Source organism: Gallibacterium salpingitidis (genome assembly GCF_030517105.1).
Classification (GTDB): domain Bacteria; phylum Pseudomonadota; class Gammaproteobacteria; order Enterobacterales; family Pasteurellaceae; genus Gallibacterium; species Gallibacterium salpingitidis.
Map to the genome: position 1 here is coordinate 2138493 of NZ_CP103875.1, position 22236 is coordinate 2160728.

Annotated in this window: 25 protein-coding genes; 13 read left to right on the top strand and 12 right to left on the bottom strand. The window is 36.6% G+C overall.

Translation table 11 applies throughout. The features are described from left to right. Positions 1–8: 8 nt before the first annotated feature. The 9 genes from NYR30_RS10215 to NYR30_RS10255 are packed head-to-tail and all read left to right on the top strand — an operon-like array spanning position 9 to position 8564. Positions 9–695 (top strand): fumarylacetoacetate hydrolase family protein, encoded by a 687-nt coding sequence (locus NYR30_RS10215; RefSeq protein WP_066422183.1) that lies wholly within the window; start codon positions 9–11, stop codon positions 693–695. A gap of 10 nt (positions 696–705) precedes the next feature. Then, positions 706–1467, top strand: coding sequence for a fumarylacetoacetate hydrolase family protein (locus NYR30_RS10220; RefSeq protein WP_066422184.1), 762 nt, complete (start codon positions 706–708; stop codon positions 1465–1467). Positions 1468–1496: 29 nt separating this feature from the next. Then, the gene (hpaE, locus tag NYR30_RS10225) at positions 1497–2960 is read left to right on the top strand and encodes a 5-carboxymethyl-2-hydroxymuconate semialdehyde dehydrogenase (RefSeq protein ID WP_066422196.1); all 1464 of its coding nucleotides are present in this window, start codon (positions 1497–1499) and stop codon (positions 2958–2960) included. A 16-nt stretch (positions 2961–2976) separates the two neighbouring features. Continuing rightward, positions 2977–3825: a 3,4-dihydroxyphenylacetate 2,3-dioxygenase gene (hpaD, locus tag NYR30_RS10230; RefSeq protein WP_066422185.1), complete on the top strand. Its 849-nt coding sequence runs from the start codon at positions 2977–2979 to the stop codon at positions 3823–3825. A gap of 9 nt (positions 3826–3834) precedes the next feature. Continuing rightward, on the top strand, positions 3835–4218 hold the full coding sequence (locus tag NYR30_RS10235; protein ID WP_066422186.1) for a 5-carboxymethyl-2-hydroxymuconate Delta-isomerase: 384 nt from the start codon (positions 3835–3837) through the stop codon (positions 4216–4218). Positions 4219–4239: 21 nt separating this feature from the next. Continuing rightward, positions 4240–5451: a Bcr/CflA family multidrug efflux MFS transporter gene (locus NYR30_RS10240; protein WP_066422187.1), complete on the top strand. Its 1212-nt coding sequence runs from the start codon at positions 4240–4242 to the stop codon at positions 5449–5451. A 15-nt stretch (positions 5452–5466) separates the two neighbouring features. After that, positions 5467–6270 (top strand): 2-oxo-hept-4-ene-1,7-dioate hydratase, encoded by an 804-nt coding sequence (gene hpaH, locus NYR30_RS10245; RefSeq protein ID WP_066422188.1) that lies wholly within the window; start codon positions 5467–5469, stop codon positions 6268–6270. A gap of 12 nt (positions 6271–6282) precedes the next feature. Further along, positions 6283–7095 carry a 4-hydroxy-2-oxoheptanedioate aldolase gene (hpaI, locus tag NYR30_RS10250; protein WP_066422189.1) on the top strand — a complete coding sequence of 271 codons (813 nt, stop codon included), beginning with the start codon at positions 6283–6285 and terminating at the stop codon, positions 7093–7095. A 23-nt stretch (positions 7096–7118) separates the two neighbouring features. Beyond that, positions 7119–8564, top strand: coding sequence for an NAD-dependent succinate-semialdehyde dehydrogenase (locus NYR30_RS10255; protein WP_269147534.1), 1446 nt, complete (start codon positions 7119–7121; stop codon positions 8562–8564). A 54-nt stretch (positions 8565–8618) separates the two neighbouring features. Here NYR30_RS10255 and accC read toward each other — a convergent pair whose 3' ends face one another. The 4 genes from accC to NYR30_RS10275 form a co-directional block, all read right to left on the bottom strand. Then, positions 8619–9965 carry an acetyl-CoA carboxylase biotin carboxylase subunit gene (accC, locus tag NYR30_RS10260; protein ID WP_066422191.1) on the bottom strand — a complete coding sequence of 449 codons (1347 nt, stop codon included), beginning with the start codon at positions 9963–9965 and terminating at the stop codon, positions 8619–8621. Between the two features lie 96 nt (positions 9966–10061). Further along, positions 10062–10532, bottom strand: a complete 471-nt coding sequence (accB, locus tag NYR30_RS10265) for an acetyl-CoA carboxylase biotin carboxyl carrier protein (protein ID WP_066422192.1) — start codon at positions 10530–10532, stop codon at positions 10062–10064. Between the two features lie 61 nt (positions 10533–10593). Further along, positions 10594–11046 carry a type II 3-dehydroquinate dehydratase gene (aroQ, locus tag NYR30_RS10270; protein ID WP_066422193.1) on the bottom strand — a complete coding sequence of 151 codons (453 nt, stop codon included), beginning with the start codon at positions 11044–11046 and terminating at the stop codon, positions 10594–10596. 275 nt (positions 11047–11321) lie between these two features. Further along, positions 11322–11975: an IS1595 family transposase gene (locus NYR30_RS10275; RefSeq protein ID WP_115241497.1), complete on the bottom strand. Its 654-nt coding sequence runs from the start codon at positions 11973–11975 to the stop codon at positions 11322–11324. Between the two features lie 211 nt (positions 11976–12186). On the opposite strand from NYR30_RS10275, the gene trxA reads away from it, so the two are divergent. After that, positions 12187–12513 (top strand): thioredoxin, encoded by a 327-nt coding sequence (gene trxA / locus NYR30_RS10280; RefSeq protein WP_066422328.1) that lies wholly within the window; start codon positions 12187–12189, stop codon positions 12511–12513. A gap of 71 nt (positions 12514–12584) precedes the next feature. Here trxA and NYR30_RS10285 read toward each other — a convergent pair whose 3' ends face one another. Genes NYR30_RS10285 through smpB form a run of 6 tightly spaced genes read right to left on the bottom strand, consistent with a single transcriptional unit; the run spans position 12585 to position 16377 of the window. Then, positions 12585–13274 (bottom strand): NTP transferase domain-containing protein, encoded by a 690-nt coding sequence (locus NYR30_RS10285; protein WP_066422327.1) that lies wholly within the window; start codon positions 13272–13274, stop codon positions 12585–12587. Continuing rightward, positions 13271–14176 carry an EamA family transporter gene (locus NYR30_RS10290; RefSeq protein WP_066422326.1) on the bottom strand — a complete coding sequence of 302 codons (906 nt, stop codon included), beginning with the start codon at positions 14174–14176 and terminating at the stop codon, positions 13271–13273. The genes NYR30_RS10285 and NYR30_RS10290 overlap by 4 nt, the downstream gene beginning before the upstream one ends. After that, positions 14173–14601 (bottom strand): phosphotransferase family protein, encoded by a 429-nt coding sequence (locus NYR30_RS10295; protein WP_437125207.1) that lies wholly within the window; start codon positions 14599–14601, stop codon positions 14173–14175. Before NYR30_RS10295 ends, NYR30_RS10290 begins: the two co-directional genes overlap by 4 nt. Positions 14602–14635: 34 nt before the next feature. Further along, the gene (locus NYR30_RS10300) at positions 14636–15097 is read right to left on the bottom strand and encodes a choline/ethanolamine kinase family protein (RefSeq protein WP_302500959.1); all 462 of its coding nucleotides are present in this window, start codon (positions 15095–15097) and stop codon (positions 14636–14638) included. Beyond that, positions 15087–15875 carry a LicD family protein gene (locus tag NYR30_RS10305; RefSeq protein ID WP_066422325.1) on the bottom strand — a complete coding sequence of 263 codons (789 nt, stop codon included), beginning with the start codon at positions 15873–15875 and terminating at the stop codon, positions 15087–15089. Before NYR30_RS10305 ends, NYR30_RS10300 begins: the two co-directional genes overlap by 11 nt. Positions 15876–15897: 22 nt before the next feature. Beyond that, on the bottom strand, positions 15898–16377 hold the full coding sequence (smpB, locus tag NYR30_RS10310; protein ID WP_066422324.1) for an SsrA-binding protein SmpB: 480 nt from the start codon (positions 16375–16377) through the stop codon (positions 15898–15900). Positions 16378–16521: 144 nt separating this feature from the next. On the opposite strand from smpB, the gene NYR30_RS10315 reads away from it, so the two are divergent. From NYR30_RS10315 to NYR30_RS10325, 3 genes are read left to right on the top strand one after another with little or no spacing between them, the layout of a single operon-like run. After that, a complete protein-coding gene (locus NYR30_RS10315; RefSeq protein ID WP_066105717.1) occupies positions 16522–17829 on the top strand; it encodes an acetyl-CoA C-acyltransferase in 1308 nt (435 codons plus the stop codon). Between the two features lie 5 nt (positions 17830–17834). Then, the gene (locus NYR30_RS10320; protein WP_066422107.1) at positions 17835–19967 is read left to right on the top strand and encodes a 3-hydroxyacyl-CoA dehydrogenase NAD-binding domain-containing protein; all 2133 of its coding nucleotides are present in this window, start codon (positions 17835–17837) and stop codon (positions 19965–19967) included. Positions 19968–19976: 9 nt separating this feature from the next. Further along, complete coding sequence (locus NYR30_RS10325) at positions 19977–20612, top strand: class I SAM-dependent methyltransferase (RefSeq protein WP_066422104.1); 636 nt, start codon at positions 19977–19979, stop codon at positions 20610–20612. 19 nt (positions 20613–20631) lie between these two features. Here NYR30_RS10325 and cpdA read toward each other — a convergent pair whose 3' ends face one another. Both cpdA and nudF read right to left on the bottom strand, forming a co-directional pair. After that, positions 20632–21459: a 3',5'-cyclic-AMP phosphodiesterase gene (gene cpdA, locus NYR30_RS10330; protein WP_066422103.1), complete on the bottom strand. Its 828-nt coding sequence runs from the start codon at positions 21457–21459 to the stop codon at positions 20632–20634. A gap of 142 nt (positions 21460–21601) precedes the next feature. After that, positions 21602–22234 (bottom strand): ADP-ribose diphosphatase, encoded by a 633-nt coding sequence (nudF, locus tag NYR30_RS10335; protein ID WP_066105707.1) that lies wholly within the window; start codon positions 22232–22234, stop codon positions 21602–21604. Positions 22235–22236: the final 2 nt, after the last annotated feature.

The following is a 22236-nucleotide window of genomic DNA, read 5'->3' on the forward strand; positions in this document are numbered from 1 at the left end:
GTATTTTTATGACTCAATCATCATTAGCTAAACAAGTCGTTGCAACTTGTACCACTGCGACACCAACTGTGTTCGCCATTGCATTAAATAGCCAAGTACAACTAGCTCGACTTGATGCGTTTTTTCAACAAGCGCCTTATAAAGAACCGCCTAAAACACCAGTTATTTTTTTACAACCGCCAAGCACATTAAATCGTAACGGAGGCAATGTGATTTTACCACAAGGGGAAAATGAATTACGTATTGAACCTCATATTGGTGTTGTTTTTGCACAAGATACTTCCCGTATTAATGAAACAGAGGTTGAGCAATATATTCGAGGTTTTGTACCTGTCAATTTATTCTCCTTACCGAATGACAATTACTATCGTCCTGATATTACTGGACGTTGCCGCGACGGTTTCTGTGCAATTGGACAAGAAGTGCCAAAACACGCAATCAACAATCCAGATCAAATTGCTATCTATATCAGTGTAGATGGACAACAGAAAAAACAGAGCGAGGGAAATAAGATGCTGCGTAATATCAATCAATTAGTTTCATTTTTAAGTCAGTTTATGACCTTTAGATACGGAGATATCTTATTAGTTGGTACTGATGATTGCCCAATTATTGTCACCAAAAATAACTGTGTAGAAACGACTTTTGAACAGTTAGGCAGTGTTAGCAATACCGTTATCGAGCAAGCGAGATAAGGAGCAGATTATGGCAAAATATGCACGCGTGTTATATCGCAATCAAGCTCAAGTTGTGACAGTTTTAGATGATGATACCTTACTGTTAGCCAATCAGGAAAAAATTCCAGCTGCCGCCGTACAATGGTTACCACCATCAACAGGCACAATGTATGCGTTAGGATTAAACTATGCTGATCACGCTTCTGAACTTGAGTTCAAAGCGCCAACTACCCCATTAGTATTCATTAAAGCGCCTAATACTTATACAGGACACAAACAAGTTAGCTGGCGTCCTGATAATGTTGAATATATGCATTATGAATGTGAATTGGTTGCGGTTATTGGTAAAGCAGCTAAAGACGTTAAACGTGAAAATGCAATGGATTATATTGCCGGCTATACCTTATGCAACGATTACGCTATTCGTGATTATCTAGAAAACTATTATCGTCCAAATCTTCGCGTCAAAAATCGTGATGCCACTACGCCAGTTGGTCCTTGGATTGTCGATAAAGAAGATATCCTAGATCCAATGAATCTCACCCTAAAAACATGGATCAACGGTGAGCTAAAACAACAAGGCAGCACTAAAGATATGATTTTTGATATTCCCTTCTTAGTAGAGTATCTCTCACATAGAGTGACATTGCAACCCGGTGACATGATTGCGACAGGCACACCGAAAGGTTTAGCCGATGTCAAACCAGGAGATGTTGTTGATGTTGAAATTGAACAGGTTGGCAAGCTAACCAATTATCTCGTTAGTGAACATGCATTTTTTAATAAATAAAATTTTCAGAGAGGAGAAACACTATGACTATGCTTAAACATTGGATCAACGGTAAAGAAGTTGCCAGCGAAGAAACATTCCAAAATATCAATCCAGCAACTGGTGAAGTAATTTGTGAAGTTGCCAGTGGTGGTGAGAAAGAGATCAATGCGGCTGTACAAGCAGCTAAAGATTCTTTTCCAAAATGGTCAAGAACACCAGCAAAAGAACGTGCTAAATTGATGCGTAATCTTGGCGACTTAATTGATAAACATGTGGCGAAATTAGCTGAATTAGAAACCTTAGATACTGGGTTACCAATTCACCAAACCAAAAATGTATTAATTCCACGTGCGTCCCATAACTTTAATTTCTTTGCCGAAGTCTGTACTCGTATGAATGGGCACTCTTATCCAGTCGATGACAAAATGCTCAACTATACGTTATATCAACCAGTTGGTGTTTGCGGATTAGTCTCTCCTTGGAACGTACCATTTATGACAGCCACTTGGAAAACTGCACCTTGCTTAGCGCTTGGTAATACCGCAGTAATGAAAATGTCTGAACTATCTCCTTTAACTGCCAATGAGTTAGGACGTTTGGTGTTAGAAGCTGGTATTCCTGAAGGGGTGTTTAACGTTGTTCAAGGTTATGGTGCAACAGCTGGTCACGCTTTAGTATGTCACAATGACGTAAGAGCGGTTTCCTTCACTGGTGGTACCGTTACTGGACGCAATATTATGCGTAGCGCTGGTTTGAAAAAATTATCCATGGAACTTGGCGGTAAATCACCAGTGTTAATCTTTGATGATGCAGATATCGGTCGCGCTTTAGATTCCTCTCTCTTTGCGATTTTCTCACTCAATGGTGAACGCTGCACCGCTGGTTCGCGCATTTTTATCCAAGAAACTATCTATGATGATTTTGTAAAAGAATTTGCAGAAAGAGCAAAACGTATCATCGTCGGCGATCCACAAGATTTCAATACTCAAGTAGGTTCAATGATTACTCGTCAGCACTATGACAAAGTAACTGGTTATATTCGTATTGGTATGGAAGAAGGTGCAACTTTAATGGCTGGCGGTTTAGAACGCCCTGAAGGCTTACCAGAACATCTCAGCAAAGGTAATTTCATTCGTCCAACAGTCTTTGCTAACGTGAATAACAAAATGCGAATTGCTCAAGAAGAGATTTTTGGACCAGTAGTTTGTTTAATTCCATTCAAAGATGAAGCCGAAGCATTACGTTTAGCAAATGATGTTGAATATGGCTTAGCTTCTTATGTTTGGACTAACGATTTAGGCAAAGCCCACCGCTTAGCTCATGGCATTGAAGCAGGTATGGTCTTTATCAATAGCCATAACATTCGTGATTTACGCCAACCATTCGGTGGTATCAAAGCATCAGGCGTTGGACGTGAAGGTGGTGAATATAGCTTTGAAGTCTTTACTGAAATCAAAAATGTTTGCTTACCACTAGAAAATCACACGATCCCTCGTTGGGGTGTGAAGTAATTAAAGGAGATACATTATGGGAAAATTAGCCTTAGCTGCCAAAATTACGCATGTACCGTCTATGTATCTCTCTGAATTACCAGGGAAAAATCATGGCTGTCGTGAAAGTGCTATTCAAGGGCATAAAGAAATTAGCCGTCGCTGTCGTGAACTAGGGGTCGATACCATTATTGTGTTCGATACACACTGGCTAGTAAACAGCGCTTACCATATCAATTGCTGCAAGCACTTCCAAGGTGTTTATACCAGTAATGAACTACCGCATTTTATTAAAGATATTACTTTTGATTATGACGGTAATCCTGAATTGGGACGCCTAATTGCAGAGTTTGCTGTGAAAAAAGGTGTACGTGCACAAGCACACGAAATTCCAAGTCTAAAATTGGAATATGGCACGCTCGTACCAATGCGCTATATGAACGGTGACAAACATTTCAAAGTAGTATCTATTTCGGCATTTTGTACCTCTCATGATTTTGAAGATAGCCGCAAATTGGGAGAAGCAGTATTACAAGCGATTGAAGCTTATGATGGTACTGTAGCGGTATTAGCGAGCGGTTCTTTATCTCACTACTTTATTCCTGATCATCGTGCTGCAGAGGGAATGAATAGTTATACCCGCGAATTTGAACATCAAATTGATCTGCATGTTGTCGATATGTGGAAAAGAGGTAACTTCAAAGATTTCTGCGCTATGTTGCCAGAATATGCTGAATTTTGTCGTGGTGAAGGCAATATGCACGATACCGTAATGTTATTGGGTATGCTCGGTTGGGATAAATACGATAAAGGTGTTGAAGTCTTAACAGATCTATTCCCAAGTTCTGGTACTGGGCAAATCAACGCTATTTTCCCATTAAATTAAGGAGCTAATATGCCGCATTTTATTGTAGAAGCTACCGATAATCTGAAAGGTGATGTTGATTTTGCTGCGTTATTTCCAAAAGTGCATGAATACCTTGCTGGAACAGGGATTTTCCCGTTAGGCGGTATTCGCAGCCGCGTACATTGGGTTGATGTTTATCGTATGGCAGATGGTAAAGAAGATGATGCGTTTGTCCATATCACCTTAAAAATTGGTGCTGGCAGAGATCAAGCAGAATTGAAAAAAGTGGGAGAAACCCTTTTTGGCATTCTGACTGATTTTTTCCAACCGCTTATTGAGAAACGTTATTTCGCCTTGTCATTTGAAATCAGTGAATTAAGTGAGACCTTAAATTTCAAGAAAAATAATGTTCATCATCGCTTTAAAAAATAACTAACTTTATTAGGAGAGTGTATGCCAAACCCTCGTACATCAGTCAAACCATTATCAGAAATTGCGTTAATTATCTTTTTAGGTAGTTTGGTTGGTTTTGGCCCGCTCTCCATTGATATGTACTTACCTACTTTCCCGAATATTGCGCAATCATTGCAAACTGATATTGCCAGTGTGCAATTTACGGTGAGTACATTTTTAACTGGCTTTTGTGCCGGTATGCTGCTATATGGTCCATTATCCGATCGTTATGGCAGACGTTTTATCTTAATTATTGGTATGTCTTTATATGTTCTTGCCAGTATTGCTTGTGCCTTCGCTACCAACATTGAACAACTTTTGATTTTTCGCTTTTTACAAGCCTTTGGCGGCGGCGCTGCCCCGGTTTTAGGGCGAGCCATTGTCCGCGATCGCTTTCCACCACAACGAACTGTCAGCATCTTATCTATGATGCAATTAATTACTATGTTAGCTCCTTTATTAGCGCCAATGATTGGTGGATGGTTGCTATTCCTTTTTGACTGGCGAGCTAATTTTACTTTACTCGCGATATTAGGCTGTGTTTGTTGGGCAATTATTTATTTTCGTTTAGAAGAAACTCATCACGTCAATACCGATTTACCTTTGCGTTTTAATACTATTTTCCATCCATATTGTATTGTATTACGTGATACCACCACTGTTGGCTATATCTTCTGTCTATCGGCAATGTTTGGTGGATTATTTACTTATGTCGCTGGCACTCCTTTTGTTTATATTGATTATTTCCATTTCTCACCGCAGCAATATGGCTACTTCTTCGGTATCAATGTTATCGGCATTATTCTCTGCACCGTATTAAACAACAAATTCGCTAAAAAATATCCATTACCTACTTTATTACGTGCAGAAGTATGTTTAGTCGCTATTACTGGCTTAGGCTTTTTCTTCGCTGATCCTGATAGCCTTATCGCCATTATGCTGCCGTTATTTCTCTTTATTGCTCTTACCGGTGCAACCGCCCCGAACATTATGGCACAGTTATTACAATTACATCGTGAACGTGCCGGTACCGCAATGGCATTAGCCACCTCTATGCAATTTGCAGGAGGATTATTTGCTAGTGCCACATTGTCATATTTCTTCCAAGGAACACCACAAACTATGCTGACGGTACTTTGTGTCTGTTCTTGCTGTGCTGTCATTGGCTTCTTATTGGCAGCGTTCTTACCAAACAATCAACAAAGATCATAAAAATTGAGGTGAATTATGCTAACTCCAGACATCATTCGACAAGCAGCAATTGCATTAAATGAAGCAGAAAAAAGTGGCACCCAAATCGAACAGTTTTCCTTAAAGTATCCCGGCATTACTATCGAAGATGCGTATGCGATCCAAAAAGAATGGGTGGCAATGAAAATCGCTGAGGGGCGTGTATTAAAAGGTCATAAAATCGGTTTAACATCAAAAGCAATGCAAAATAGTTCACAAATTGATGAACCTGACTACGGCGCCTTATTAGACGATATGTTTTTTGAAGAAAATGGTGAAATTCCAATGTCACGCTTTATTGTTCCTCGTGTTGAAGTGGAATTAGCATTTATCTTAAAACGTGATTTACAAGGTCCAAACTGTACTATTTTTGATGTTTTAGATGCTACCGATTATGTGATTCCGGCGCTAGAAATTATTGACGCACGTATTGAATCTTTCGATCGTCACACCAAAGTGCCACGTCGTGTCTTTGATACTATTTCTGATAATGCTGCTAATGCCGGCGTTGTATTAGGTGGACGTGCGATTAAGCCAATGGATGTTGATTTACGTCGTGTATCCGCAGTGTTATATCGTAATGGTATTGTTGAAGAGTCGGGCGTATCTGCCGCGGTTTTAAATAATCCTTTAAAAGGTGTGGCTTGGCTTGCTAATAAATTAGCACTACATGGTGTTGGTTTGAAAGCTGGACAAATTATTCTTGGCGGTTCATTTACTCGCCCTGTTCCTGCAAGAAAAGGTGATACTTTCCATGTTGATTACCATGAGCTTGGCAGTATCTCTATGCAATTCGTTTAAGGAGTAATACAGATGAAACTCCCTGAAAATCGTTTTAAAGCTGCTATTAAAAAACAGCAAGCACAAATCGGGCTTTGGATTGGTATGGCAAATGGTTATGCTTGCGAAATTGCCGCAAATGCAGGATTCGATTGGTTATTACTAGACGGCGAGCATGCGCCAAATGATATTCAAACCTTATTACACCAATTACAAGTAGTAAGCGGCTATCCTGATTCTTCTTCTATTGTGCGCCCACCAATTGGTAATCCGGTTATTATTAAACAATTATTGGATATTGGTGCACAGACATTACTGATTCCAATGGTGGAAACCGTTGAACAAGCAGAAGAATTCGTACGTGCAGTACGCTATCCGCCTAAAGGAATTCGTGGTGTAGGTAGTGCATTAGCCAGAGCTTCACGCTGGAATAACGTGACTAACTATTTACATCAAGCAGATCAAGAAATCTGTTTATTATTGCAAATTGAAACGCAAAAAGGCTTACAAAATCTATCTGAAATCGTTAAAGTGGACGGGGTAGATGGTATTTTTATTGGACCAGCGGATTTAAGTGCTTCACTAGGTCATCTTGGTAATCCAGCACATCCTGAAGTACAACAAAAAATTGAGGAATCAATTCAAATTATTCGTCAAGCAGGCAAAGCACCGGGTATCTTATATGCAGATGCCAAAATGGCACAACATTATTTAGATTTAGGCTGTTTGTTTGTTGCTGTTGGTGTCGATACCTCAATTCTAATGCGTGAATTAGTAAAACTAGCGAGTAGTTTTAAACAAAATACCACCACTACGATGAGTGCTAACCAAAATAGTGTGTATTAATCACTAAGGAAGATAGTATGGATATTGCAAAATTTTCTCTGTTGCGTACTCAAGCCTATATCAACGGACGTTTCGTTGTCGCAGAGTCAGGCAAAGTTTTTGATGTACAAAATCCTGCAACGGGAGAAGTACTTTGCCAAGTCAGTGATCTTGGCATCAATGAAACAGAACAAGCATTACAAGCGGCACAACAGGCACAAAAAGCCTGGGCTGCAAAAACTGGTAAGGAAAGAGGGCTAATTTTACGTCGCTGGTTTGAATTAGTAATGGCAAATCAAGAAGAGTTGGCACAACTACTAAGCCTTGAACAAGGGAAACCATTGGCAGAAAGTCGTGGTGAAATTGCTTATGGTGCTAGCTTTTTGGAGTGGTTTGCTGAAGAGGCGAAACGTGCTTACGGTGATGTGATTCCACAAGATAAAACCAATCGTCGTATTGTGGTAATTAAACAACCTATCGGGGTGGTATCAGCAATCACACCATGGAATTTCCCTAATGCTATGATTACACGTAAAGCCGCACCAGCGCTAGCGAGCGGCTGTACAATGGTATTAAAACCTGCACCAGAAACACCATTATCCGCATTAGCCTTAGCTGTTTTAGCCGAGCAAGCCGGCGTTCCTGCTGGTGTCTTTAATGTGGTGACAGGAACTGATGCCATTGGCATTGGTAAAGTATTAAGCCAGCACCCAATCGTCAGCAAATTAACCTTTACCGGTTCAACTCGCGTTGGCAAGATCTTAATGGAGCAATGTGCCTCTACAGTGAAAAAAGTCGCATTAGAGTTAGGTGGTAACGCGCCATCAATCGTATTTGATGATGCTGACTTAGATAATGCGATTGAAGGTATCATTGCCTCTAAATTTAGAAATGCAGGACAAACTTGCGTCTGTACTAATCGTATTTATGTACAACGTGGTATTTATGATGCTTTCGTAGAAAAATTCTTAGCGCGCGTACAACAAATGAAGGTCGGTTCTGCGTTTGAACAAGCTGTCGAAATTGGTCCACTCATCAATCAAAATGCAGTGAAAAAAATTGAAGATCATATTGCCGATGCTTTAGCCAAAGGAGCAACTAAAGTTTGTGGCGGTAAATTACACGCTTTAGGCGGGACTTTCTTTGAACCGACTATTTTGACTAATGTGACACAAGCAATGAATGTGGCAAAAGAGGAGACTTTTGCCCCATTAGCACCAATTTTCTGTTTTGATAGTGAAGAAGAAGCGATTCAAATGGCAAATGATACCGAATTTGGTTTGGCATCATACATTTATACACCCAATATGAGCCGTATTTGGCGCGTAAGTGAAGCCTTAGAATATGGTATGGTCGGCATTAATGAAGGTATTATTTCTACTGAAGTTGCACCATTCGGCGGGGTAAAACAATCTGGACTTGGTCGTGAAGGTTCCCGTTATGGCATGGAAGAGTTTATGGAGATGAAATATCTCTGTATGAAAATCTAACAACAAAAATGCCAGTGTCACCACTGGCACCACTGGCATTTTTTTGTATTGAGATTAATCTTGTAACCCAAGTTTCTTCTCCAAATAGTGGATATTGGTACCACCTTTTTGGAAATTCTTATCAGATAAAATTGATTCATGTAGTGGAATATTGGTCTTGATGCCTTCAATAATAGTTTCACTTAATGCATTCTGCATTCTGCGAATAGCTACTTGACGATCTTCACCATAACTGATCAATTTACCGATCATAGAGTCATAGTTAGGCGGTACAGTATAACCACCATAGATATGTGAATCCCAACGAATACCGAAACCACCTGGTGAATGTAAGTGCTCGATTTTACCTGGTGATGGTAAGAAAGTTGTTGGATCTTCTGCATTGATACGGCATTCAATCGCATGACCACGTACTTTAATATCTTCTTGTTTAAATGATAATGGTAACCCAGCAGCAATGCGTAATTGCTCTTTCACTAAATCAACACCAGTAATCATCTCGGTCACAGGATGCTCTACTTGAATACGCGTATTCATTTCAATGAAATAGAATTCGCCATTTTCATATAAGAACTCAAATGTACCTGCACCACGGTAGCCAATCTCTTTACACGCATTGGCACAACGTTCGCCAATATGACGGCGCATTTCTTCAGTGATACCTGGTGCTGGCGCTTCTTCCACCACTTTTTGGTGACGACGCTGCATCGAACAGTCACGTTCCGCCAAATAAATCGCATTGCCATGTGTATCCGCTAATACTTGCACTTCAATATGGCGTGGGTTTTCTAAATATTTTTCCATATACACCATATCGTTGTTAAACGCCGCTTTCGCTTCCGCTTTTGTCATTGCAATCGCTTCTTCTAGAGCACTTTCTTGACGAACCACACGCATACCGCGTCCGCCACCGCCACCAGAAGCTTTAATAATGATTGGATAACCGATACGTTTTGCAATCTCTTTATTTTTATTAATATCACGACTTAATGGACCATCTGAACCTGGTACACAAGGAACACCAGCTTTTTTCATTGCCTCAATAGCAGACACTTTATCACCCATTAGGCGAATAACATCCGCAGTTGGTCCAATAAAAATAAAACCTGAGCGCTCAACTTGTTCCGCAAAATCAGCATTTTCAGATAAAAAACCATATCCTGGGTGAATAGCATCTGCACCTGTCACTTCTGCAGCAGCAATAATCGCCGGAATATTTAAATAACTTTTTGCTGAAGGTGCTGGACCGATACATACCGTTTCATCAGCAAGCAATACGTGCTTTAACATACGATCTGCGGTCGAATGAACTGCTACCGTTGCGATATTTAGCTCTTTACACGCTCTTAAAATACGTAATGCTATTTCTCCACGGTTAGCAATAACCACTTTTTCTAACATAACTTGTATCCATGACTTAAAGATTAACAACGCAACTTAAAATTCGCTTAGTGAGAAACTAAATAAAGCAACCGCTGCGCTGTATATTTACCGAGTTTATTCGATCACGATTAATTGTTCGTCAAACTCAACCGCGTCACCATCATTAACTAAAATCGCTTTTACCACACCTGCTTTATCAGATTCAATACGATTCATCATTTTCATTGCTTCTACAATGCAAAGGGTATCGCCAACTTTAACGGTTTTACCCACTTCAATAAATGGTGCTGCTTCTGGGCTTGGGCTACGATAGAAGGTTCCCACCATTGGTGAACGAATAACGTGACCAGAAACGGTATTAGCCGCTGTTTCCGCTGATGCTGGTTTTGCACTAGTATCTGCTGCAGCAACAGGTGCTGGCGCAGCAGCTTGAGGTAGGACAATTTGTTGTGGTGCAACAGGTGCAGCAGCAACAACATTGCCACGACTAATACGTACTGCCTCTTCACCTTCGGAAATTTCAATTTCCATAATGCCTGATTCTTCAACCAATTCGATGAGTTTTTTTATTTTACGAATATCCATAGTTTGATCCGTTATAAGTTAATTGTTTAATCGACAAACCACTAAAAATCTGTGGCAATGATTAATTTGCTTGTTGCTGTTGCAAATGTGCAACGGCAAACTGTAACGCATATTGATATCCCGCCGCACCTAAGCCACAAATCACACCAACAGCAACATCACTCAAGTATGAATGGTGACGGAAAGGTTCTCGACGATGAATATTTGAAAGATGAATTTCCACAAAAGGAATTTCAACTGATAATAGAGCATCTCGCAACGCTACACTTGTATGGGTAAACGCTGCAGGGTTAATCAAAATAAAATCCACTTTGCCTAAGCTTTCATGGATTTTATTAATAAGTTTTTCTTCGCTATTTGCTTGGAAACAAGTCAACTCAACATCATATTGTGCCGCCGCTTTCAGCATATCGTTTTCAATATCTTGTAACGTTTGCTTACCATAATGTTTAGGTTCTCTTTTTCCCAACATATTTAAATTTGGTCCATTTAACAGCAAAATATGAAATGACATAGCTTCCTCTTCATTCTCTAAATGAAATTTAACATTATAATGATTTTATCGAAAATCACAGCATTTATCTGCTCGTACCACTCAAATTATCTTAAATTTACTCAAAATAGTCTATTTTCCCAACAAGCGCATTTTATCTTTTTTCAAACTTTTTCTGCATTTCCTAGTAACACTTATCAATCAATAAGCGTTAAGATATTTTCCTCAATTAAGGAGTATTACCATGAAAATTGCAGTTTATAGTACAAAAAGTTAGGGGCTGAAGTAGATTAGCGTTAAATCTGACACCATTTCCGCAGGATTTTGAGCTGTTGAGATGGTGTCCCATAGTTGAAACGAAACTCACATTCTTTCAAAAAAAGAGGGAAAGATTTTCGATCAATTCCATTATACTTTCTTAGCACACGCTTTGCTTGATTCCAAAAATTCTCTATCCCATTAATGTGATTTCGCCGCTCAGCAAAATGAGTACTGTGGTTAATTCTATAATGCGTAAACTCACTAACATCTAGCACATCATAGCTATGATAACAATCTGTATAAACAATGCTATCTGGTTGTATTTTCTTTTTAATAACAGTAAGTAAGGTATCAGTCTTAGTGTTTTGTACAGTTACTGTGTAAACTTTTCCATGGCGTTTAAGCATGCCAAACACCACCATTTTACCAGCTGCACCCCGACCTCTTTTCCCTTTTCGCACACCACCAAAATAGCTTTCATCTAACTCTACTTCGCCATCGAAAAGTTCATGTGCTTGTAGTGCTAAATGATGGCTGATAACGAGACGAATTTTTCGATAAAACAAGATGGCAGTATTGGCTTGAATGCCAAGCAAATCTGCTGCTGATCGTGCTGTTACTTCTAATACAAAAAATTCAAGTAGTTTTCTTTGTATAGATTTCTTTAGTTTACAATTGGTTATCTTCATTTTTGTAGCTTAGCATAAGTGCTAATCTACTTCAGCCCCTTAAACAATATTGCACAAATTGAACACCAACAACCTTGTGCGAATTTACTTTAGTTTTAGCTATCAATGGAATTCATGTTTTTTCATAGAATAGTGTTATACTATTGAAACATTTTTAACATTGATGAAAAAATCATCATCGCATTTATTGTTTAACTAAAAGGATTAAATTATGAGTGATAAAATCGTTTACTCAAGCGACGCTAACTTTGAAGCGGATGTTTTAAAATCTGATGTACCAGTATTAGTAGATCTTTGGGCACCATGGTGCGGACCTTGTAAAATGCTCGCACCAATTTTAGACGATCTTGCAGAAGAATTTGGTGATAGAGTAAAAATCGTAAAAATTAATATCGATGAAAACCAACAAACTCCGGCACAATTTGGTGTTCGTAGTATTCCAACTTTAATTCTTTTTAAAGATGGCCAACCAGTAGCAACTCAAGTGGGCGTAGTACCAAAACAAAAACTTGCAGATTTTATCAATAACGCTATCTAATCGTATAAAAAATCCCTAAAGAAAAAGTCTTCTTTAGGGATCTTTATAGCTATCAATAATAATTGTGTAAATTAATAATTCCTCTTTTCTGATAGTTTCAAATAGTCTTCTATATCATCCATCTCACCAGCATCATCCTTTTCTAAAATAAATGCTTTTACATTCATTTGATTAATAATCTTTCTAGGAATGTCATCCCAATAATAGCTAGGATTTTCTAAAATTTCTGTGGACAAATATTTTTTCAGTTCTGTTTTAATCAATAAACTATCTTTTTCTATCCAATAAGATACACCTAATAATGAAGGTTTTCGTATATCACTAACATCTATACGAGAAATAAAATCATCTTTACCGATTATAGGGATCCATTCCTTTCCTTTTGTTTCTCTCTGTATCAAAAAATAAGTACTATAATTCACTTTCTCTAAAAAAATATTCTTAAAGAGTACAACATCCGCATCAATAATATAGCTATTAGAAAAAAAATCACTAATCTTAAGAAAAGAATATATATTATTATATTCCTTGTATTTTTCATTATAAATAATCTTACAATTATATTTTAAAGATAAATAATCAAAAAGATATGCATTATATCCAGTAACAATAAATATATCATATATATTAGCTTTATGAAGAAATTGTATTGTTCTTTCTATATTTGGCTGAGAATTAATTGGTAATAATGCTTTATGTTTATCTCTAATAAAATCTTTAAATCGACTACCCAAACCAGCTGCTAAAATAATGGCATTCATTTCGAACCTCTAAAAAAAGAGAAAATAATTGATATAAAAATAAAAATTCCCCCAATTATACTAAAATGGGTAAAATGATATGTTGAAAATGAAAAAAGCATAATCCATAGTATATATCCAACATTTAGGTTTATTGCATAAGAAGCACCAATCAAACTAATTGCATTGTAATATAATAGATAAGAAGATAATGAAAAAAAACTTACTAGGAATAGATAAAATAAAAATTCTTGATTTAAAGAGATGGTATAACCTAAAAAAAGAAAAGTAAGCACAAACAATATAGATAGAAATATTGAAAATATATACCTAAAAAAGAGTATTGTTTCTGATTTTATATACTTTATAGATAAATACTCACAACAAACAGATTCACTTCCCCAAGAGCAAGCACATAATAATGCAAATATAATTCCATAGATCTCAAATGCATCTATATCTGTGTACTCTGTTGTTAAAAATAATCCTATTGATGATAGGATAATTGAGACAAATACTCTATAACTAATTTTTCGATATAGAATAAAAATAAATAATAAAGAAAATATTGGATATATTGATGTAAAATAAGCTGTAATTACCGCACCAGAAAAGATAATTGATAATATATATAATCCCATTCCCATTGCAGAAAAAAATAATAAGCATATATTACTCTTAATAACTCTTATGTTACTAGATATATCCAGAAAAATATTTTTTCCCTTAAGAAAAAACAACAATAAAAAAGAAAAAAACTCTATAAAAAGTAAAACAATTGCAGAAAAAAATAAATAATTATCACTTAATGACTTATATGTATAAGTAACCTTATCTATCAAGAATAAATTCAATGCCCAGAACAACCCAGATAATAAACCAAAAACTACTCCTCGATATTTATTATATAAACTCCATATCATGAATATATTTCCTTATATTTAGAATATAAGAACAATGCTCGTTCAAGTCTCCTATATTTATAATTACCAAAAAAATCTCCTTTAGATTCTTTTGCTAATGTCCATAAATACCAAAGAGCATTTTGTAAAATTTTATAGATATGTACTTTTTCTTTGAGGATATATAAAGGTTCTACTACTGTACTCTGTACTATTAAATTATGATAATTGACTAAAAATTGATCTTCAATCTCTTTAGGGAACATTGATTCTTCAAACAAAGAAGCTAAATCCCACATAGGATCATTCAATCCAGAATATTCCCAGTCAATCAAATATAGTTTTTCTTGTGATTTATTTATTCCAACAACAAAATTTTCTGCTACAAGATCGTTATGACAAGGAGAAAAGCGAATACCTAGTTGTTGAGATAATCTCGAATACAAATTTAAAATATCATCTTCAACATCTATATATTCATTATCTACCCCCCCCCCTCCAATTCTCTACAATAATATTTTTATACAAATCGTATTCTTCCAAATAATTCCATTTATTTATAAATTTTATATTTGAAGTATGAAGTTTAACTAATAAAGAAGAAATTTTATCCAAATAATTAAAAATACTGTATGGAGATAATGTACTAGCATTTTTAATATATTCTGTAATCTTATACCCACTCTCTTTATCAAAATAAACAATATTAGGATTTATATCTAGTTGGCTTACTAATAAACTATTAACATATTCATTATTTCTATTAATAATTTGATTAGACATTACACCAGAAATACGAAAAACAAACTTTCCTTTTGATGTAGTTAACAAGTAATTTTTGTTTGTCATTCCACCAATAACATCACAAGATAATATTTGTGCCATATCAAAATTAAGCAATGAACAAAATCGAGCAATAACTTCATCATTATTAATAAGCATATGCTTCTACCTTATGTCCTATTTGTTCTTCTTTCGGTGGTAACATCATATAATTGCCATATTGTTCTCTTAACAATAAATCATACTGTTCAGAGACTGGAAATAAATAACCTTCAAAAGGTAATAAAATTGTATTTTCAAAATATTCTCTTTTATAAACTAACTTATCTACTGGAGCATACACACTTACGTATTCAGATCTTTCTTGTTGAGTAATTTTTTTCAATTCATCCATACAAAAATAAATAGATGGGATTTTTCTTGATACTTTTCTAGCAATTACATTTAATACTTTTCCATGCTTATGAAAATGAGTTAATAATTTTCTATAAAACTTGTATTCTCTTTGTTGTTTCTGAGCTTTATTCACATCAGAAGAAATATCTTCTAACAAAAAAATATCAAGAAAAATACCATACTCAATAATATGATTTTTTGTTCTCTCAATTAAAACAGAATTCTTATCAAAAAACTTTACTAAATGTCCATAAAAAAAGCTTTTTTCATCATCAATACCCCACAATTCATAATCTTTTCCCCATATATGTTTGTTCACATTCCATACTTGAACAAATTTCTCATATTCTGTTCTTAACATAAAAAGATCTATATCATCATCCCATGGAATAAATCCTTGATGCCTTACAGCGCCGAGCATAGAACCATATCCCAACGAATAAGAAATATTATTTTCACGACAAATCTTATCAAAATAAACCAATGTTTTAAGCAAGATATCTTTATATTCATTATGTGTTAACTTTCTTTTCTGGCGCATAATATACCTTAAGTACCTTTATCTATCTTCCCGCATTCTTCATAATACGATCTTTCGTTAATTTCCACTCTCTTTCTTTAATATCTTCTCGTTTATCGTGTTGTTTTTTACCTTTAGCAATACCGATTTTCACCTTTGCCCAAGCGCTCTTCCAATAAAGTGATAAAGCGACAATGGTATAACCATCACGATTCGATTTTCCAAATAGAGAGTCAATTTCTTTTTTACTTAGTAATAATTTTCTTGTACGTGTTGGATCACATACAACATGCGAAGATGCAACATTTAATGGAGTAATATTGGCACCAAATAAAAACGCTTCACCTTGTTGGAAAATCACATAACTATCGCCAATATTTGCTTTACCTGCACGTAATGATTTTACTTCCCAACCTTGCAAAGCCAATCCTGCTTCAATTTCTTCTTCAATAAAATAATCGTGTCTAGCACGCTTATTTAATGCAATGGTATTATCTTTTTTCGTAATCTTTTTCTTGGTCATTTTTTAAATCCTGTCAATTTTGTTGGCTATTCTACCCAATCACTTTTAGAAAAACAAAGAAAAGCGTCCCTATTCCCAGTTATCGCGCTCTAGTATAGAATGCGCTACAATTTGGCAATATTATTTTAAAAAGATGAGGACGTTATGTCTGAACAAGCGATTTTAACTACATCTAAAGGTGCACGTGTTGCCGTTGTTGATGGTCTGCGTACTCCTTTCATCAAACAAAACACGCTGTTTAAAGACGCTAAAGCGAAAGATCTCGGTGCTATGGTTGCTAATGAACTACTTAGCCGTTTAGCAATTCCAAAACAAAAAATCGAACAAGTGGTATTTGGTCAAGTTATCCAAGATCCTGATATTCCAAATATTTCACGTGAAATTTCATTGTTGCTAAATATGCCATATGCGCAATCTTATACGGTAAGCAGCTCTTGCCCAACCGGATTACAAGTTTTAGTGAATCTAAGCAATAGTATTTTAATGGAAAATACACATTATGCTTTAGCTGGCGGTGCTGATTCATTATCTAATGCGCCAATTCGATTAAATTCTCATTTAATTCAACTTGTCAGAGAAATTTTAGCGGCAAAAAGTTACGAGGAAAAATACCGTTTATTTCGTCAAATTAGTTGGCAAGATTTGAAATTACAAGCTGTTAATTTAAAAGATCCTTTAACCCAGTTATCTCTCTCTGATGTATCTGAACAAATGGCGCAAGATTTTCATTTAAGCCGTCAAGAATTAGATGAGTATGCAGCGCGCTCGCATCGTTTAGCACATCAAGCATGGCAAAGTGGTGTTTTACGTCAGCAAGTTATGGTGTCATTCCCACCACCTTATGAAAAATTTGTCGTTTCTGACAACCAAATTGAGAAAAATCTGAAACCTGAATTTTATCAAAAATTTAAACCATTTAATGGTAAAAGCTATGGCACTGCTACCGACTGGAATACTTCTCACTCTTGTGATGGCGCTGCCGCAGTCTTGTTAATGAATGAACATACTGCTAAAGCAGAGGGCTTAAATATTTTAGGTTACATTCGTCACTACACTATGACCGCTAATGATGTGTGGAAAAATATGTTTGTGGGTGTTACCCATTCAGTTGCTAAAGTGCTTGATAATGCCAATATGCGTTTAAATGATCTTGATTTAATTGATTTTCACGAAACCTCATCCGCACAGATATTAGCTAATTTAAAACTCCTCGAATCCGATACCTTTGCGCGCCAACATCTTAATCGAACCACAGCAATAGGTTCTGTTGATATGAATAAATTTAATGTATTAGGTGGTTCTATTGCTTATGGTAACCCACGTGCGGTAAGTAGCTTACGTTTAATCATTCAATCTTTATACGCGTTAAAACAACGTGGTGGTGGCACTTCATTAATCGCCTCTGGTGGTTTAGGCGGAATTGGCGGCGCAATGATTTTGGAGAGTGAATAATGAATATGACAGAACAAAACAATCAATTATCTCCATTTACTTTAAGCATTGATGATCAACAAATAGCTTGTTTACTGATTAATGTACAAGATAAAAAATGCAATACTCTTTCAGTAGATTTTGTCGCTCAGTTAGATCAATTGTTGACATCATTGCCAGCAGGAACAAAAGGTTTAATTCTCCAATCTGCTAAAGAAAATAATTTTATTCAAGGTTTTGATCTTAATAGCTTAATTGGTAAATCTGATTTACAACTAGAGGCATTTATCAATCAAGTACATCAATTAATTGAAAAAATTCAAAACTTGCCATTTCCAACTGTCGCCGTAATTCATGGCGCTTGTTATGGTATCGGCTTAGAGCTAGCGTTAGCTTGTCGTTATCGTATTGCATCTGATGACATCACTACACAATTTGCTATGCCGCAAGTACGTTCCGGTATCGTACCATTCGCAAATGGTAGTTCATTCTTAGTAGAGCGTGTTGGTTTAAAAAATGCACTCTCCTTTTTATTATCTGGCGATAAACTTGATGTTCATACCATGCAATCATTGAATTGTGTAGATGCTGTTGTACCGAGAAGCCTACTAACAGTGACTGCTTATGAATATTTTGCGCAAAAAACATTAGTGGCCAAAACGCTTTCGCAAACTGCTCAACTTTGGCAAAAAGTGCAAAGTCATTTGCATAACAATCGAGTGACTCGCCATTTTCTTTTTGATGCCGCTGAAAATAAAGAATGGTTAGGTCCAATTGATAATTATCCGGCTATGTTCAAAATTATTGAAATTTTGAAACAACCGACACATCAAGAACGCTTAAATACCGAGAAAAATGCATTTATTGCACTATTTAATAGCGATAATTCTCGTGTTTTACGCAACCTTGAACAAACCAAACGAGCAATGCGGTTGCAATATGAAACACGCGGTAATGTGCGTGATGTCAATAAACTCGCTATTATTGGTGGTGGTTTTATGGGTGCAGGTATTGCCTATATCACTGTGCGTAATGCCAAAATTCCTGTTCGTATTAAGGATATTCACCCGAGCGGTATTACCAAAGCGTTACATATGACGCATTCGCTCTTACAACGAGAAGTCAGTAAAAAACTACTCTCATCTGGTCAAATGCAACAAATGATGTATTTGATTTCCGGCGGAGAACGTTTTCTGGCAGCCCCAGATGCCGATTTTGTTATTGAAGCCGTTTACGAAGAGTTAGAAGTAAAACAACGTGTATTAAAAGAAAGTGAAGTTTTCTATGGTAAAAATACAATTTTCGCCAGCAATACTTCCACACTTTCTATTTCCGATATTGCTAGCGTTGCTAATCGTCCAGAGAATGTGATCGGTTTCCACTATTTCTCACCAATTTCACAACGGAAGATGCTAGAGATTATTCCTCATGCAACAACTTCCGAAAAGACAATTGCAACGGCAATACATTTTGCGATTCAACAAGGAAAAATTCCATTGTTAGTTGCTGATAAACCAGGGTTCTTTGTTAATCGTATTCTGATTCCATATCTATTAGAGGCATTTTATTGCTTATGCGACGGCGAAGCAGTTGATTTTGTTGATCGTGCCTTACAAGAATTTGGCTTTGAAGTTGGCCCTCTCGCGATGTTGGATGATTTTGGCTTAGATCTACTAGCAAAAATGTTGCCAAATCTTGAACGTTACTATGGTAAGCCTTTTGCTGTCCCGGCAAAATTGGGGAATTTACTGCGTGATGATCGTAAAGGTCGTAAAAATAAACGTGGTTTCTATCTCTATAATTCGCAAACTGATGAACGCACAATGGTAGATAAGAGTATCTATTATGTGATGGAAACCATTTCAGAAAACAATCTTGAGTCTGAACAAATTGTCCGCCGTTGTATTTTAATGATGTTAAATGAAGCTGCCCGCTGTTTAGAAGAAGGTGTGATTAGTAATCCGGATGAAGGTAATATGGCATCGGTATTGGGCGTATTCTTCCCAGAATTCCGCGGTGGTATTTACGCTTATATGCAACATATTGGTGCAACCTCTATTGTCAAGGCGTTAAATGAACACGTCAAACTTTATGGCGAGCGTTTCCAGCCTTGTGAATGGCTAATTAATAAAGCTGAACAAGAACGCTTAAATCATTAGGAGCAAAAAATGGCATCTGCAGCACGTTGGAATTATTACAGCAAGATTTATAATTTTTTCTTACAGGCTGCAGATAATATGCGCCATCACCAATTTGATTTACTTAACCAACAACAAGTATGGCAAAACGTACCACAACAGATCTATATTGCTGGTGCTGGCACTGGTTTAGATTTACCTTATCTTGCTAATAGATTAGCTACCGACAGCCAATTAACTTTGATCGATTTTTCCTCCGAGATGTTGGCACGAGCTGAAAAACTTATCCAGCAACGCCAATATCCTTGGCAAATCACTACAAAAGTCGGACGCGCCGAACAGAGTGGATTAGCAGATAATAGCTGCGATCTGGTTTTATTACACCTGATCCTAGCAGTTACCTCAACGCCACAAGAGTTACTGAATGAAGCAGTTCGAGTACTCAAACCTAATGGCATTATCTCTTTATGGGATAAATTTTTACCTGATGGAAAAGAAGCGTCTCTTTGTCGCAAAGGTTTTGATGCAGTTACTACCGCATTAGGTACAACCATTAATTTGCGATTACAAGAATTAATCGAACCTTTGCCATTAGTGATAGAACGGCGTCATTTCTGTCATTTTGGCTTAATGCAACAAGTGATATTACGCAAACAAACTGCGTAACATCACTTGTTATCAATGACTAATAGCCATTCATATTATCTTTTGGCAAGAATACTTTCTCTTTGATACGTTGTACTCTCGTTTCTAAATGCCCATCTGGATATAACGTAATTTCACGCCAACCTGGTTGTAAATTATCTAATGTAAAATGGGCACAATCCGGTTTAAACTGAATACAAGTTGATGGTGTTGCAAACACTGGAATTCCTTGCCATTCACCATTTACCTCTTGATGAATATGACCATAAAAAATTCCTTTAATCTTTTTATGTTTTGCTAATACCTCAGAAAAATCATATGGATTTCTTAGATTATGCTGATCTAACCATGCAGAACGAGTTGGTAATAAATGGTGATGCAATACAACCAATGTATTACGATCAGGATACATTGCTAAACGTTGCTCTAACCAAGCTAATTCATCTTCAGCCAACATTCCATGAGGCACGCCATATAATTGGCTATCTAATAAGATAACTTGCCATTGTTCACCTAGTAAAAGGTGTTTTTGTGGTTGAATGATGGCTTTATAGACATCAAACACTACTTCCATTTTTGGTTGGAAATCATGATTGCCTGGAATCCAGAAAACTTTTTTGCCTAATTGTGCAATCTCTTTAACAAAACGATGGTAACCCTCTTCACTACCATCTTGCACAAAATCTCCCGTTGCTAAAATAAAATCGCTCTCAAAGCCAGAACTCTTAATTTCGCTTAATACCTGCTGAAAACTTGCATACGTATTAATGCCTAATAACTCACCATTCGCATCCGCAAATAGATGAGGGTCTGTCACTTGGAGCAATTTTATTACACCAGTCGATTCATCTTGAAATAGATCTGACATAATGCCCCCTAAAATAATTTTAAATTTCTCCTTACTACTTTAGACATTTCAGTAAAAAAGTCAGTAGGCAAATAGTAAAAATGTTAGTTTCCGCACATTTTTTAACAATTTTTTTTTCGGAATTGCTTGTTCTATCACAGATTTATTGCCAGATTTGCTGCAACTTAGTGTAGTTTAATTGTAACCACTGCAAACCAATGACAGCGACACCATTATCAATTTTGCCTTCTTGCAACCATTGGTAAGCAGTTTCACGACTTACAACATGTACACGAATATCTTCATTTTCTTCTGCTAATCCATGTACACCACCAACAGTACTGGAATCCACACGACCAGCGAATAAGTGAATCCGCTCCGACATACCACCCGGGCTATCCCAAAATTGCATAATTGGATAGAGTTCAGTCAAATGCACACCAGCCTCTTCTTCACTCTCTCTCACTGCCACTTCATCTGGTTTCTCACCCGTTTCGATCATCCCTGCCACTAACTCTAACAACCATGGTGAAGCAGTTGAATTGGCATCAATAGCCCCGATTCGAATTTGTTCAACTAACACCACATTATCTTGTTGTGGGTCATACAACACAACTGCAGTTGCTTCATTCTTCGTTAATACTTCACGCGTGACGACACCGCTCATTTCACCTGAAAATAAACGATGACGAAATTGAACGCGTTTCATCGTATAAAACCCTTTAAACACAACTTCATCATGTAACATCTCAACATCTTGTTGACCATATTGACGAATTTTTGTTTCTACTGTCATCT